The sequence below is a fragment of the uncultured Vagococcus sp. genome (assembly GCF_963518325.1).
In the GTDB taxonomy this organism is placed as follows: domain Bacteria; phylum Bacillota; class Bacilli; order Lactobacillales; family Vagococcaceae; genus Vagococcus_D.
This window is the reverse complement of record NZ_CAUQJB010000009.1, coordinates 78,473-93,461: the sequence shown is the minus strand read 5'-3', so window position 1 is coordinate 93,461 and position 14,989 is coordinate 78,473. Positions and strand designations below refer to the sequence as shown.

The 14,989-nt window shown below is 39.2% G+C and carries 14 protein-coding genes; 3 read left to right on the top strand and 11 right to left on the bottom strand.

Annotation, left to right across the window (positions count from 1 at the left end; all coding sequences use genetic code 11):
* The first annotated feature begins 47 nt into the window (after positions 1–47).
* On the top strand, positions 48–806 hold the full coding sequence (gene fabI / locus RWN13_RS09790; protein ID WP_314062804.1) for an enoyl-ACP reductase FabI: 759 nt from the start codon (positions 48–50) through the stop codon (positions 804–806).
* 174 nt (positions 807–980) lie between these two features.
* Here fabI and RWN13_RS09785 read toward each other — a convergent pair whose 3' ends face one another.
* From RWN13_RS09785 to RWN13_RS09740, 10 genes are all read right to left on the bottom strand, one after another.
* Positions 981–1,643, bottom strand: a complete 663-nt coding sequence (locus RWN13_RS09785) for a hypothetical protein (protein ID WP_314062802.1) — start codon at positions 1,641–1,643, stop codon at positions 981–983.
* A 98-nt stretch (positions 1,644–1,741) separates the two neighbouring features.
* Positions 1,742–2,257, bottom strand: a complete 516-nt coding sequence (locus RWN13_RS09780) for a hypothetical protein (RefSeq protein ID WP_314062799.1) — start codon at positions 2,255–2,257, stop codon at positions 1,742–1,744.
* A gap of 31 nt (positions 2,258–2,288) precedes the next feature.
* Positions 2,289–2,825 (bottom strand): signal peptidase I, encoded by a 537-nt coding sequence (lepB, locus tag RWN13_RS09775; protein WP_314062796.1) that lies wholly within the window; start codon positions 2,823–2,825, stop codon positions 2,289–2,291.
* A 165-nt stretch (positions 2,826–2,990) separates the two neighbouring features.
* Positions 2,991–3,659, bottom strand: coding sequence for a hypothetical protein (locus RWN13_RS09770; RefSeq protein WP_314062794.1), 669 nt, complete (start codon positions 3,657–3,659; stop codon positions 2,991–2,993).
* 16 nt (positions 3,660–3,675) lie between these two features.
* On the bottom strand, positions 3,676–4,773 hold the full coding sequence (locus tag RWN13_RS09765; protein ID WP_314062790.1) for a DUF916 and DUF3324 domain-containing protein: 1,098 nt from the start codon (positions 4,771–4,773) through the stop codon (positions 3,676–3,678).
* A gap of 129 nt (positions 4,774–4,902) precedes the next feature.
* Positions 4,903–5,661 carry a WxL domain-containing protein gene (locus RWN13_RS09760; protein ID WP_314062787.1) on the bottom strand — a complete coding sequence of 253 codons (759 nt, stop codon included), beginning with the start codon at positions 5,659–5,661 and terminating at the stop codon, positions 4,903–4,905.
* Between the two features lie 83 nt (positions 5,662–5,744).
* On the bottom strand, positions 5,745–6,524 hold the full coding sequence (locus RWN13_RS09755; RefSeq protein ID WP_314062784.1) for a WxL domain-containing protein: 780 nt from the start codon (positions 6,522–6,524) through the stop codon (positions 5,745–5,747).
* A complete protein-coding gene (locus RWN13_RS09750; RefSeq protein WP_314062783.1) occupies positions 6,514–6,825 on the bottom strand; it encodes an LPXTG cell wall anchor domain-containing protein in 312 nt (103 codons plus the stop codon). The genes RWN13_RS09755 and RWN13_RS09750 overlap by 11 nt, the downstream gene beginning before the upstream one ends.
* A 21-nt stretch (positions 6,826–6,846) precedes the next feature.
* Positions 6,847–10,797 (bottom strand): pectate lyase-like adhesive domain-containing protein, encoded by a 3,951-nt coding sequence (locus tag RWN13_RS09745; RefSeq protein ID WP_314062781.1) that lies wholly within the window; start codon positions 10,795–10,797, stop codon positions 6,847–6,849.
* 170 nt (positions 10,798–10,967) lie between these two features.
* Positions 10,968–11,531 carry a recombinase family protein gene (locus RWN13_RS09740; protein ID WP_314062774.1) on the bottom strand — a complete coding sequence of 188 codons (564 nt, stop codon included), beginning with the start codon at positions 11,529–11,531 and terminating at the stop codon, positions 10,968–10,970.
* A gap of 570 nt (positions 11,532–12,101) precedes the next feature.
* On the opposite strand from RWN13_RS09740, the gene RWN13_RS09735 reads away from it, so the two are divergent.
* Together RWN13_RS09735 and RWN13_RS09730 are read left to right on the top strand one after the other, a co-directional pair.
* Complete coding sequence (locus tag RWN13_RS09735; protein WP_314062772.1) at positions 12,102–12,680, top strand: recombinase family protein; 579 nt, start codon at positions 12,102–12,104, stop codon at positions 12,678–12,680.
* Between the two features lie 122 nt (positions 12,681–12,802).
* Positions 12,803–13,369, top strand: coding sequence for a recombinase family protein (locus tag RWN13_RS09730; protein ID WP_314062769.1), 567 nt, complete (start codon positions 12,803–12,805; stop codon positions 13,367–13,369).
* A gap of 73 nt (positions 13,370–13,442) precedes the next feature.
* Here RWN13_RS09730 and RWN13_RS09725 read toward each other — a convergent pair whose 3' ends face one another.
* Complete coding sequence (locus tag RWN13_RS09725; protein ID WP_314062765.1) at positions 13,443–14,924, bottom strand: helix-turn-helix domain-containing protein; 1,482 nt, start codon at positions 14,922–14,924, stop codon at positions 13,443–13,445.
* Between the last annotated feature and the right edge of the window lie 65 nt (positions 14,925–14,989).

Genomic DNA, 14,989 nt, shown 5'->3' with positions numbered 1-14,989 from the left:
ACAAGGTATAATAGAAGATAGCTTTACATTTAAGGAGCGTGATATACGTGGAAACATTATTAAAAGGTAAGAAAATCGTCTTGATGGGCGTTGTCAACAAATCCAGCATTGCTTGGGGTTGTGCGACTGCAATGAAAAAATGTGGCGCTGAAATTATCTACACCTATCAAAATGATCGTGTCAAAAAACAATTGGATAAATTAATCGATCCAACTGAATTAACTGTTCAGTGTGATGTCTCAAATGATGAAGAAGTTGCCACAACATTTGCTGAAATTCACGAAAAGGTTGGCAGTATTGATGGTGTTGTTCATTCAATCGCTTTTGCACCAAAAGAAGCTTTAGAAGGTGAAATTACAGAAGCACCAAGAGACAGCTTTAAAATCGCTCACGATGTGAGTTCATTCTCATTAATCGCTGTTGCTCGTGAAGCACGTAAATATATGAACGAAGGCGGTAGCATCACTACTTTAACTTATATCGGTTCAAGCCGTGCGGTTAACAATTACAACATCATGGGATTAGCCAAAGCTTCACTAGAAGCAGCCGTTCGTTATTTAGCTGTTGACTTAGCTAAACAAGATATCCGTGTCAATGCCGTTTCATCTGGTGCTATTAAAACATTGGCTTCATCAGGAATTAAAGGCTTTAGAGATTTATTGGACGAAGCAGCCGAACGTACACCTGCCAACAAGCAAGTCACGACTGAAGAAGTTGGTAACACCGTTGCCTTCTTAATGAGTGATTTATCCACTGGTTTAACAGGTGATTTGATTTACGTTGACAAGGGCACTCATTTATCATAATTTTTGTTTTTTTAATCTAATACTTTGATAATCAAAGTATTTTTCACAAATAAAACGTTGTAGGACCGGCCTTTTAAGGCTAGTTCTACAATTTTTTTGTTTAAAATAAAAGACTGCCATAACCAGACAAAAAAGACCGTCTACAAGAGACTGCCTTCTCACTAGTATGGTTTGTCACTGAGTATCCGTAGATAACTCAATCACGACTTCAGTTTCAACTGGACTTAAGACTTCTTCCAAGCTCTCTTCTTGTAAATCGAACTGATGACGTAACGCATCCATTTGATTATTTATGGTTTCTTCAAGCGCCTGCAATTCAGTTCTTTTCGTCACCACAAGGGGGATTAGTTCTTTTCTTCCATTTTTCAAAGTACCTTCAACTAAGCGACGTTGATTTGACATTTCTTCTCGCTGGCTTCCAGCATACTGGCGAGCCGCAGCACTTAACTCGAGCCCCTTTTGTTTTTCAGGATTACCCTCCATCTCTATGAAAGATAATTCCTCAGTAGAATCAGTTTCTAAATACTCATTAGCTTTTACCAATTTATCTGCCTGTTGTTTAGCCCCTAAAAGATAGTAACCAATCATTTCGTCAGGGGATTTTCCTAAATCAGCGGCTGACCTTAGAATATCACATATTTCCAATGCTTCTGATATTTTTTTCTGCAACGATTGTTTAGTCGCATCACTTTGATACGATATACTCATCCCTTTAAAAGCCTGGCTTAACTGATCAACTTGTTTTAACAACAAACGAGTCACTTCCATTAAGCTCTGATAATTATCTCGCAGTTCATTTTCTACGGACTTTGATTTATCAGGAATTAACCGTCCCACTGTCTCGCTTTGACTATTTTTCTGATTTTTGATAGCTTTTCACTCCCTTTTATTTTTCTAGTCAGCAACAACCAGCTATCTAACTAAAGGACCGTTGCTTATTCCTTGGCGTACTTAAATGCCGTTCCAATGGAGACATTACAAATGGTGGCGATTTCTCTAATGGTTTTCTTTTCCAAGGAATGCAACTTTTGAATTTTTTTAATCAAGTGGCGATCAATCTTTGGTCGACCAAGTACGATTCCTTTTTCCTGGGCTTTACGAATTGAAGCCACTGTTCGCCTTTTGATAATCATTTCTTCTACAAGAGCTAAATGATACAGTTCCTCAAAAAAAATTTCATCAGATAATAAGGCTGATCTATCTTTTTGAATGAAATAAATGATTTTATTTTCGTTAGCCAACACTTTAAAACTAGGCAGCAGTTGAACAAGTTGTAACCCAATAGCAGCTACAGATGGTATCACCAAATCATCGTCCAGATGACTGGTAACGATCCGATGAAATTGATCTGTTGTCACATCCCCCGCTTTTAACACCTCTACTTCATCACAATCTGACAACAATTCCATGCTTTCATCGCCATACCCTTCACTAATAATCCCAATTCTCATTACGGTCATATCCTTTCTGATAGTTTACTTATTAAAATGTTTCAGCCATCTCTAATGGCCATAGTCGCGCCTTTATTTTCCCGCCAATGGCTTGTTTTCTTACTAAACCATAATCACGACTATCTGTCGTATAAGGTCGGTTATCACCTAAAACCAGATAACAGTCCTGAGGAATTTCACTGGCTTGCCCTATACTAAACAAGCTCATATCTCCTGTAAAATTTTTCCCTTTCGCCTGACTCTCATTGACTTTTCCAACGATAAATTTCTCATCTAACGGCTGTCCATCCACATATAGGGTATCCTCTTGATAGCTGATTCGCTCTCCCGGAAGACCAATAATTCGCCGAAATTCCCCCTCTATCCCATTATTAATCAGCACTATGTCAAATCGTTTCAACTCACTTTTCCGCTTGATTAACAAGACATCCTGATCTCGCAACGATGGCATCATGCCATAACCGCTGACGGACTTAATGGAATAAAAGACTGAAACTATTCCGATAAAAATCAGCAATGTCAATATCAGCACCATTAACAGCAATTTAACTTCGCCGACTAATCTCACCCGCCCAGGCTTTCCTCCTCCCCGTTTTTGTCTGCTCTTTGTTTTTTTCCGTCGTTTCTTTGGGCTCTTTCGCCTTCTTTTTTTCATTGACACTGTCTCAGTCATCTTTAATCTTTTTTGATTCTTACTTTTTTTCACCTCATCAAATCCCGATTCATCTCTTTGTTATTTTTCTGCTTGTAACACTGACTCATCTACTTTAAAAAAAGTAAAAGCCTTGGTCTGATACCCCATAACTTTATCAATATCGTCTAACGATTCTTTAAGAATTTCAGGAGTATTAGCAAGCTGAGGACCCCGTCGGCTGACATTTATTCCCAATTCAGACATAGCGTTATAATAACGATTCAACACTGACTGTCCTTCTGTTGTGTTTAATGTATTTGCCTTTTTAACACTGTAACCTGCCAAAGACGTCACAATAAATGCGAGGGTCTGCTTGCTACTTTCTTCGTTAGCAGAACCGTCCTGAATCTCTTCTAGCTCTCCTTTAAGATCTCTCAAATAATAGAAACCATCAGTTATGTTTTGTGTATCTTCTGCCGATAAATTCGTTGCCTGATAATAGGTCACGTAATAGGACATACCACTGAAAGCCACGCTTAATAAGCTAAAAAGCAGGACACAACGAAAGGTCTTTTGGCTATTTTTCTTCATGACACTTAACTGATTCAGCATTTTTTTCTTTTTCCGCTTATTCTTTGTGCGGGTTGTTGCCGTCTGTTTGATTTTTTTTCTTTGTGAGGTATGGGAGAAGACGAAATAAAGTGTAAAAATCAGTGAAAGAATCCCCAAGGATACCCCAACTATAAATGCCCACTGTAATAAATCCATTGCTATCTACTCCTACTTATCGCTTCTTACTGGATGAACGTTTACTAGACTTCACGCCAGATTTTTTGCTGCCTTTCTTTTGAATCAGTCTGACACTCACAAATAATATAATAACAATGACTAGTATACCGCCTACGATTAGACCGACTATTTTCCAATCTAAACCACGATCCTGAACCAGTCCGACATCCCGTTTATTGTATTTATCTGCTTCTTCTTTTGTAATGGTAAAATCAAGTGTCTTCTCCCATTTCTGATCCTCAATCGTGGCTAACACTTTCGCGCTGTAATCGCCTGGAATCATTTGTTCCCCATTCATTGAAACATATAGATCCATATAAGAATTTGGTGCGATTGACATGCCCGACTGCTTTCTTTCATAAAGAACTTCCTGAGACCCTTTTTTCATGATTTGTGCTTCAACATCTAGCTTACCAGTCACTAAAGTGGCAGCCACATTGGATAAATTAATCGCCACTGAGTTACGGTAATTCCGTTGGGAGCCAGTCGCCTTATTTAATTGAACCTCTGGCAGTACTGGAGCTTCATTGTTTTTTAATACCATCGCTACCACATAGGTATACTCGTTCCGGACTGTTGCTCCTTTTGTCACTTCACCTGTCTCTTGATTGGCTTTTTTCATTTGAATACCACCTAATATCTCACCATCAAAGCTGGTTTCAGGCATCTTAACCTTTAGTTCAAGGTTTTTAACTTCTCCTCCTGCCAACTCAACTGACTCTGGTCCACTGACGACTTCTTCAAAGGGAAATTTTAAAGAAGGATCATTTTCAATTTCCGTCACCCCATACTCAACTACACCATTGGGATTGGTTTTCGTGCCATTAAGTGAGACATTCACTGTTATGTTTTCTTTTCCCGGATTACTTAAGGCAATCGTCACAGTTTGCTCTTTGCCGGGAACCATTAACAGATCAAAATAACCTTTATTCATCCCTAATTGATTGTCTGGATAGTCCACTTTATAATTAAAGCCCACCACATTTCCAACTGACTCATCAGCTGCCAAGACCTCTGTCCCAATTAAACAAAAAAGCAAGCCCATACTGACACAGGAAATCTTTAGTAAGCCTTTTATTCCTTTTACTATCATCTTATCTTCCTCACTCTATCGTTAGTCATTCGGATATCCCGTTTAATTCGAACGCCTACTAAAAAAATTTTATGAAAAGCTAAGCTGATGAGATGCCTCATCAGCTTAAGCCTTAATTGTTAATTGAGTTTATACGCCTGGTGTACTTGAAACAGACCATTCAATAACAGCTGTATAATCGCCACCAGCCATTGAAGAAGCTGTATTAGCAGGTATTGCTAAAGTTACTGATTTATCAGTAGTGTCAGCTAGATCCCCAACTTTATCAGAAGAACCATACTCAACTGTCCACATACCTTTACCAGCTTTGTCAAGATCTTTGGCAGAAGCAACCGTTTCGATATCACCTAAAGATAATGTAAAAGTATCCTTAAATGTTGGAGCCGTACCAGTAGAACCAGTCGATGTATTCGTCCACGGATTAGCAAATGTAATCGTTGAACCAGTCAATACATTAGTCCCTTGAGTGAATTGTGTTGCTAATTTGGCAGAGACTGTGTAGCCATTGGCGTCTGTACGTAAGTCACCAAATTGTAAAACAGCTCCACGTTTTTGAGCGCCATCCACTGGGTCAGTCCACTCATTTGCTGCTGCTGTAGCTGTCACTTCTTTTGTCGCTGTTTTAACGGTACCAAATTCTAAAGCTGGTGCATCAGAGATTTCTAAAGGCCCCATGTCTGGATTTGGATTTGGAACGATCCCTGGTAATTCTGGTAATTTTTTATCTGGATTTTCAGGGTCAGTAACGCCGTCTTCTGTATCAATTTTACCGTTTTCGACGGTTACCTTGCCGTTAGTACTCATTGGATCCATTGGTGCTGCCGATACGGCAGTTCCTCCTAAAAATAGTGTTGCTAATGCTGCTGCGCATAATGATTTTGCTTTCATTAAATATTCCTCCTATGGTAGTTGTATTAGTTTATTATTAACAGTCACATTGACTGAAACAATCAAATCTTTGTGCAGGTTTTTTATGGCGTCGCCTGCAAAATCCATGTTAATTCTGTTTGGTAGTCCCCAGGTAAAATCGTGGTTTTATCCGGTACTGATAAGGTAATGGCTGAGTTACTATAGGCTTGTTTTTGATACAAGCTATCGATCATCGGCTTGCCATCTTTCCCTGTTAATGCCGTTAAACTAGTTTCCTGACTCCCTTTATTGGTAGCAGAAGCGCCAAACGATAGCAACCATGTACCATTGCCAGCCCCAGTTGCAGCCGAAGCCACTTGGTAGGAACTGCCAATTTCATCAATTGAAATCGTGTCACGAAAAACAGCAGGTGCTGTACCAGTTCCACCAGAATTGGCCCATCCTTTATCAAATGATAATCTAGCACCATTCAATTCGATACTATCACCATTCTTAAATTGGGTTGTTTGTTTTAATTGTAACGTCCAACCTGGGGCTCCTGATCGCAAGTCAGTCACTTGCACGTAAGAACCTCTGGCGGGTGTCCCATCAAAAAACAACTGAGCCAAGCTGGAGTAACGACGGTTTGTTTCTGTGATTTTTGTTTCAGCAAAATTGATTGCTGAGACAAAATCAATTCTCAAATCGCCTACCGTTGATGGGCTCTCACCTGGATCAACTGGTTGTAACGGATTTTCTGGATCAAGAGGATCCGTCTTGTTACTTGCTTCGACTGTCGCATGACCGTTTGTACTAAAACCTGCTTCGGCAGAGACGACCAATGGACAAAGTGAAGCAAGAACGAGAGCTAGAAAGGTAGTCAACAGTAAATTACTTTTCATACTCTTTCCTCCTTTTCCTAAGGAATAGAATAACAGTGATGCTCAATAGTGTTATTCCTGCCAAGGAGAAGTTTTTGACCGCCTCACCTGTTTGCGGAAGGATTCCCGGTTTAGGTGTTGGCTTAGGTGTTGGTGTCGGCTTAGGCTCTTCTTTTTTAGGCTCGTCACTATAAAAAGTGATTTTACTGTTAGATGAAACTTGCCCGCCACCAGACTCCGCAGCTAGCACACTGCTATGGGGCAAAATACCACAAATGAGGACGACTAAACAGAAGGTGAGACTCTTGTTAATGATTTTCAACGCGGTTACCTCCGTTCATCCTTAAGGTGTCGCCTCCATGAATTGCCATTCAATGACACCGGTGTATGTTCCTTTTAATACGTTGGCTTTTGTTGGATCAACGACTAGTTTAATGCCGTTTGATTCTTTGGTTTTCCCCCAAGTGTCTGAAATGTTCGTGACTTTCAGACTTTTTTCCGTACTATCATTTTCCTGATAAATACCTTGAATCCCATCATTTAGAATAACTGTGTCATCACCATTGATATATTGCAGTGAATCCACTAGTTTTATCGCTTGGTCAGCGGTATTAGTCATTTGCGATTGAAGCTTCGCACCTAGCAACCATTTCGACTTAGTTGCCCGTGTATCGTTTACGACCAAATCACCTTCGTATGTCCCATCGTCAACTCGTTTCACTTTGGCATCATAGCTGATGTTCCCAAAATTAATCGTGGTTGGTGCCGAGGACAGATAAACCAAGCCGGTGACTTTATAAGTCGCTGTAACTTCTGTATTATTCAAATAGAAAGTGGTTTCCTTCTCTGGACGTTTGACTATTTCAAATCCAGCTAACTCCAAAGCTGCTAACTGCCCAGCCACACCGTATTGGGAATCGGTCAAATCAACTTCATCGCTAACCACTAGCTTATCACCATTTCTTTCAGTAATGGTCAGTGTATAACCTGCCATCGGTTCATCATTCTCATTAACAAACTGAACCGTTAAGGTAGACAATAAATTGATTACCTTGACTTTAACCGTAGTTGTATAATCGGCAAAGCCTGATGCTGATTCAGGTATTGTTAAGGACACAAGCATATTCCCATCGGCTGCCACTATGGCATCGATCTTATTTAAACCACCTAAATCACTAACCATAATTTTATCGCTCAAATCAACCACACCACCACGGTCTATTTTATAACCGGATGCGCCTGATTCTTTGATGATCCAAGCTTTTAATTCTGCATCTGTCATCTCACGAATAGCCTTATACTCAACCGTCACTTCAGACGCATTCATATCGATAGTCACTGGTTTGTCAAGGACTACCAGCTCTGCTTCAATGGTTCGGGTATTCACCGCCTCATTGCCGGTTACAGGATCCAGTGCACTGTCAGAGAGATCGATTTGAACTTTATGGGGAGCTTCGTCTGTCGAAGGAATCTCCATTAAGCTTGTCATATCCATTGCTGAATTATAGGCATAGTTAACCTTTGCCTGAGCCGCAATCGGGTTTGTATCTGAAGCGTCTTTAACAAAAACATCAGCAAGCGGTATGGCATCGCCTTTTACTGCATAATACTTAACAGGCGTACCCGTTGGAGCCGTTTTATCCAAAACAATTTGGGTTGCATGCTCCGACTTCAAGTTATTAAACCCAAAGGCATTGATGACATTATTGGCAGTAAAGTGCTTGACATCTTTTGAAGCAATAGTATAACTCCAATCCCCAGCGCCATCAGCTTTAACCGTAAAGTCTTTCGTTGGATCATCGGTGTACATCTTATTGCCTTCACCATCAAGTGCTGTCACATCAAAACTCGGATATGTAATCGGTGTTTTAACCGTGTCTTCCGTGCCTTTAACTAACGCCGCTGTTGTCCCATTTTTAGGATCTTCCCAAAGTCGCACAAACGTGCCAGGTCGCGCATAACCCAAAATCGTAATAGCACCTGGATCTTGTGGGTTATCATTAGAAATGCTTTGAATTTCAACACTCGGAGCTGGGACATATTCAAATAAAACTCGTTGTTGACCTTGGGTGGTAAAGTTCGCTAAAAAGCGATCTTTGGTATCTGTAAACATGGAATTACCGGTTTTACTTCTTAAGGCACTGCCATTATAGGTCAATTTCATACTACTCATCGGCTCATAGCCATAGGTAAAACCAGCTTCTGCCGAAGATTCGCCTCCAGCCATATTACCAGCCAACCATTGATAAACGTTCTGAACAGAAACATCCAGAATTCCACCGTTAGCCATGTAAATTAAGCCACCAGTTCCCGTCATTGCCGTTGTCTTCTGCAAGTTAACTCGTTTTGCATCGGAAAACTTAAAGGATGACGTCGCATTATTGAGATACATCAAACTTTGTGCTCCATTGGTACTATCAGATTGAATGTCCAATGAGCCTAGTCTTCCCACGATAAACTCAACTTTATTTTGGGCATAAAACAAGTGGGTACCAGAATTCCCCATCTGAGTGCCTATTAAGTTTAGTGATCCGTTGACTTGAATCGTACCACCAACCATGTAAATCGGATTTCTTCGTGATAATGTCCCGTTGTCGGTGCCTGTGTGACCAATCGTTTCTAAATCAACAACAGCGTCCTTATCAACCACTAGTTTAGAGGTGTTATTTTGCAAGTACAGCACATTGGGGTTAGTCGTATCGAGAGAAGTTGCCTTCAAATAAGCACTCTCATCCACAAGTAAACTCCCCTCTTCAATTTGAATCACCGAGTTTGCCCCTTGTCCTGCGGTTCCAATTCCTGATCGGACAAGTTCTACATTCGCCCCTTCTTCAATTTCAAAGTTGCTATTAGCACCTAAGCCGTTTTGAAGGTGCACAACAGGCCCTCTTGTAGAGGAAATATAAACCTTAGCGCCTTTTTTAAAAACCGCAGATGAGCCAGAAATCGTTTGGTTGTTATTGTTGTTAACATTCCAAGTTCTAATCATGGTGCCATCCTTGCGTTTAGACGTATAGGAATCTTCCTGACGAACATCCACATTCCCCGCAAACTCCATTTTTGATAAAGGTGACTCTATTAACTGAGCCCCTCTATTAGTGAAGTTATTGTATCTCATCATTTGTTTTGGTTCAGCAGCATTACCAATATCATAATACTCAGCCATTCCCCAATAGTTCCCATGGTAAGTATTCATGTTTTGCCAAGTAATATCCCAGTTGACAGCCCCACTTGTTGGTGCTTGCACCGTCGCATCGTAGAAACAGAAAGTGATTGCGCCAACATCAAGTGTGTAACCATCCCCTTCAATTACCACATGACGTGCTACCCCTTGAGCGTTCATATAAATCCAAATGGTACCACCTGACGAATTATTGTAGGTTCGGGCATTGGTGACATAATCCACCCCATTATTGTACGTTGGTACGCGGAATCTTAGATTAACCGAACTGCCAGCAATAATATCATCAACAAACTGAATATCGGTGATATTAATCATCCCAATACCGCCCACCAGTTCTTCAAAAGTATCAATCAAATAAATGGTTCTGGCATTGTCAGCTACTTTCAATTTTGAATTCGTCGCGTTGGCACCTGTCAATCCCTTATTTTCACTCGGAATACTTGAATTAGCTAAGTAAACATTTGGATAAAAGAAAGGCGCATATAAGTTAGTTGTTTTCACGTCCATATTTTGTAGGGTAATATTCCAATAACTGGCTGCGTTAACACTACCGTTGGAAAAACCGATAGCTAAATTGCCAAAGTCAAAGGTAAAACCACCTCCATCAATGACTAAAGTTCTAGAAATGGCCGCTTTTTCAACAAAAAAGTAAACTAAATTCCCATCTGTATCCACCGACCCTTTATCAAAGATGCCATTGACATTGTTTAAAGTGCCTGATAACGTAATATCATTTTTCAGCGAAATCGTAGTAATACTCGCGTCTCCCAAAGCAGCTGCAAATTCTTCCCACGTTCCCACTTCAGCTACTCCAACATCAAGTAAATTAACCCGTGTCGGACTCACTTCCATCGTTGAGGTCGTTGAATCTGCGGTTACCAATTCCTCCGTTCTTTCAGACTTACTGGAATTGTCTAATTTGAGAGCAGTGCTAGTACTAGTTTCTTCAAGGATACTACTAGAAGTGTCGATAATTCTCTCACTGCTAATAGCTTCTTTTGCAACCAGTTTGGTTCTGCCAGAGACATCTTGTAAGGAAAACCCAAGTAAGGTCACTACGGCCAAACCAATTATCAGGCATTTAACTCCCCCATCTTTATTTAATTTCATCTTTTTCCTCCTTTCCTCAAAAATCCTGTGGCCATCATCCTTGTCTGACCACTGTTCACAATATTTTGATTAACAGCCTCAAAATACCCTGTCTGTGTGACAGTATCTATTTCAATTAGTTGTTTCTTAATTCAACTAAACGAAACCACTTTAATTAGCACTTAATGTGCTTAACAGACCTCTGGGCCCTTTGTTCCCATATTCTTTTTTATATACTTATGAACGGTTCCTAAAGAAACTTGACATATTTCAGCGATTTCTCTCATGGACTTCCCTTTTTTCTCAAAAAGAAAGACGATTTTACTGATCACGTCGTCTTCAACACGAGGACGTCCCGTTACACGTCCTGCTAACTTCGCTTGCTCCAAACTAGTTCGTATCATGTATTTCCGATACTTCTCTTCCATATTTAGAACTAACAAGGCATCAGAGTAAAATTGTTGTGAGACTTCAGTATCCAATTTATCTTGTAAACTGATCAAACGAATATTTTGGCGTGTTAACTGCTCCAATAGTTGTTTAAAGTCCTTCGCCCCTTTTGCAAATGCTCGCAAGTCATACACCAATAACTGATCGTCCTCTTGAAGACAGTCAACTAAACGCTCAAGTTCATGACCATTGGAAATATCATTTTCTTCTATAAATACTTCTTCACATTTATAATCACTTAACATCCTCAACTGCTCCAGAGTTGAGGCAGGGTACTCTTTTCTAACATAGGCATATAAAACCATCGGCTACATTCCTTTCTCCATTTATTAGTCGCTTCTCGCTTTTACGATGCTGATTGACCTGTTTATAAAACTAAACTTTATTTAACAGGAAAAGTCACCTGTCCATTAAACCCCTCTATATAAAAAATACTGAACAAAAGCCTCCTCCATGAATTAATAAAAACTATAGATATTAATAAAAGCAAATTTAACGCCAAAAAGCCCCTGGCTTCATTTTTAAAATACCGATATATCGGCATTTTAAAACATAAAAAGACAGGAGAAACGTATGTTATTCTGAATTAATAAAAACTATAGTTTATTATAATTCAAAAGGGATGTCAACAAAAAAATAACAGTTATTTATTGAACTCTCAATTTATTTCCATAGGTTAGGATGAAAAAGCTATTTTCCATAGGGAAAGCAGCTTTCGACATAATCCGATCCTCCATACTATTTTTTACTCTTTCTTTTATAAACACCCCAAGTTATACAAGATAAACCAGAATAATTTTTTTCCTACCAATAACTAACCAAACAACCGAAAAACATTAAACGAAAATTAAATGAACTAAAAGGAGCCCTAACTTATGACAACAGTAGGTTATATGCGTGTTAGCACCCATCAACAAAAATTTGATTCTCAACTTTCCGCCTTAGAGAGTTATGGTGTGGATCAGCTATTTATGGAATACGAAAGTGGTCGCAATACCACTCGCACCGAATTGAACAAAGCATTAAGCGCCTTGAAACCTGGTGATACTTTCGTTATCTTTAAACTCGATCGTTTAGCACGAACAACTAAACAACTCTTGCTACTATTAGAGCAGTTTGATAATCAAGATATTCAATTTGTGAGTATCCAAAATAATATTGACACTTCCACTGCCATGGGACGCTTCTTTTTTACCGTTATGGGTGCTTTTGCCGAAATGGAGGCCGAGCTCATTCGAGAACGAGTCATGGCTGGCCTTGAAGCAGCAAAAGAAAATGGCGTACAATTAGGACGCCCTCCTGAAAAAAACAAAGTGGGGAAAGCCATTGATTTATATTTAACAACCGACTTACCTATTGCGGAAATCGCTAGACTATCAGCTATTTCCGTCCCAACTTTGTACTATCATTTAAAACAAGGAAATCTCCCTCTTCGGCGAAGACAAAAAGAATAAAGGAATTCCCTTTTCTTAAAAACGTTCAATTTAAAACTTTTGTCCTATTTTATGACAACTCTCAAGAATTTTTCTTCACAAAGTTGATGTATGATTAAGTATCAAATAAAGGAGGTTCTTACATGGCGATAATTGGTTATGCACGGGTTAGTACTACACATCAAAAACTTGATACACAACTGGTGGCTTTTGAAGAATATGGCGTTGATACAATTTATAAGGAATATGAAAGTGGCCGTAAAAAGAACCGCCCCGTCTTAGAACAACTGTTAAAAGAATTAGCCCCAGGCGATACGCTAGTAATTCTAAAATTAGATCGACTAGCAAGGGGGACTCAACATTTACTAAGGCTCTTAGATTTCTTTGAAACTCATAACATTAACTTTGTCAGTATCGACAACCATATCGACACCTCAACTCCCATGGGAAAGTTAATTTTCACCATCATGGGCGCCTTCGCAGAAATGGAGGCCTGTCTTATTCGAGAGCGAGTAATGGCCGGCCTTGAGGTGGCAAAACAAAAGGGGGTTAAGCTAGGTCGACCTTCAAAAACACATAATATTGAACGAGCACTTTATCTTTACGAACACACGAATCAGGAAATCAGTCAAATCGTCACAGAATGCGATATCACCCCGCCAACGTTGTATCGTCATTTGGCTAAACGCAGTATGGCTTTGCGAAGATAGTCCATACCCTAGGCACAAAGCTGCCTTTGTAATCAATAAGTGATTACGGAGGTTAGCAGTTCGGCCACTTTCTTTAGACGGGGGTAAATTCTTTTACAAATAAGGCATTTTCAATAAAATGAAATAACTGCTTATACTGTGAATTATCTTCTAAATTCGTCATATAAAAATAAGCTTTGTTGGGAAAAGAGCCTTCATAACTATCCGACACAATGATATCTGCTTCCGATACATTTTGAGTGAATTTGAGGACATTAGGATTAAAGATATTGCCTAACTTGGCTTTCACTAAAGGTTCTGCCATAATATTTTTGGATAATTGGATGGCAATAACCAGCTTTTTCTGCTCTTCAGCATGAAGTGAAAAACTAATAACACCTTTTACCATTTCATCGTATTCCTCTGGGATTCGGTGGTCAGCATTAAATTCCTGATAAAAATCAGAAACTCGTTTAATCAACCCGGTGTTTCTCTCCTCTTGATCATACAGATTGACCTTGCGAAGAACTCCAAACTCTTCTGGCAAATCTATATTAAAATAATTAGCGTAAACAAAAAAAATCGCACTGTGATAATAAAATTGAATCAAATTTTTATCTGAAAGCCTAATAGCAAGATGAGCTAGGCTTTTTTCGACTAGCGCTCGACTCTCATTGATGATTGGCGTGTTCAGCTTCAATAAATTCGTAACCGTCTCATGCTTTTGCTGATCATCATCGACTTCCGCAATTTTTAAGCGCATTAAATAATTAAAAAAATGACGCTCCTTAGTTGAATCATTCCATCCCAGTTCATTAAAAAAAGCAAAACTCTGAGACACGTCATTAGTTTGGGTGAAAATAGTCAGAATTTGAAAGATCTCTGATTCCATATCGATAATCCGACCTTGCTTAATTCTTGTTCGACTGATTCCCGCCATATAGCTAATTTGAGCTTGTTTAGTCGGCAAAAGATGGTGACCAATGACCGGTCTTATTAACTGTTTTTGACCTTCTTGCTGCCTCAATGCTTCAGGTATTTCCAAGCCTTTATAAAAATTCCAATAAAAATAATAAGTAAATAACCGTAACCGTCGCTCTGTGTAAATCAAATTTAAATCAGATGGATTATCAATAAATAAAAAAGACATATCAAATTTTTTAATCAGCGGTTCTAACGTATACAGATACCGATATAAATTAGGAGGACTTAAGAACAGTTCATCTGCTAATTCTTGGATACTTTCATACTTGTGCGTCAATAATCGGTTAAGAATGTCGAACTCAACTGACTGGCGAATATAGGTTAAACGTAAATAATCAACCACATAATTCAGCGGAACGTCTCCTTCTAACTGTATCGAAAAATTACCGTTTTTCTTTGTGAATTGTAAGTCCTCTTCCAAAAATACTTGCTGACAGTCTTTCTTCAGATCATTAAAGCGTCGTGAGATCGTTCTATTTGAGACATGAAAATGTTCAGCAATATCATCGACAGGAGCACTTAAGTTATTTAAGGCCAGATACCTTAACAATTGAACCTTTGACGCTTCTGTTTTTGATAAAAATGTCACCATTAGCTCTCGCTCCTTTTGTTGTTCTATTGCTTTATTGTTAACTTATTTACGTTAGTTCGTCAAGA

Coding starts and splice junctions, on each gene's coding strand:
- RWN13_RS09735 (WP_314062772.1), top strand. CDS start 12,102: ATGACAACAGTAGGTTATATGCGTGTTAGCACCCATCAACAAAAATTT.
- RWN13_RS09765 (WP_314062790.1), bottom strand. CDS start 4,773: ATGATAGTAAAAGGAATAAAAGGCTTACTAAAGATTTCCTGTGTCAGT.
- RWN13_RS09780 (WP_314062799.1), bottom strand. CDS start 2,257: ATGAGAATTGGGATTATTAGTGAAGGGTATGGCGATGAAAGCATGGAA.
- RWN13_RS09745 (WP_314062781.1), bottom strand. CDS start 10,797: ATGAAATTAAATAAAGATGGGGGAGTTAAATGCCTGATAATTGGTTTG.
- RWN13_RS09755 (WP_314062784.1), bottom strand. CDS start 6,524: ATGAAAAGTAATTTACTGTTGACTACCTTTCTAGCTCTCGTTCTTGCT.
- RWN13_RS09740 (WP_314062774.1), bottom strand. CDS start 11,531: ATGGTTTTATATGCCTATGTTAGAAAAGAGTACCCTGCCTCAACTCTG.
- RWN13_RS09760 (WP_314062787.1), bottom strand. CDS start 5,661: ATGAAAGCAAAATCATTATGCGCAGCAGCATTAGCAACACTATTTTTA.
- RWN13_RS09725 (WP_314062765.1), bottom strand. CDS start 14,924: ATGGTGACATTTTTATCAAAAACAGAAGCGTCAAAGGTTCAATTGTTA.
- RWN13_RS09730 (WP_314062769.1), top strand. CDS start 12,803: ATGGCGATAATTGGTTATGCACGGGTTAGTACTACACATCAAAAACTT.
- RWN13_RS09770 (WP_314062794.1), bottom strand. CDS start 3,659: ATGGATTTATTACAGTGGGCATTTATAGTTGGGGTATCCTTGGGGATT.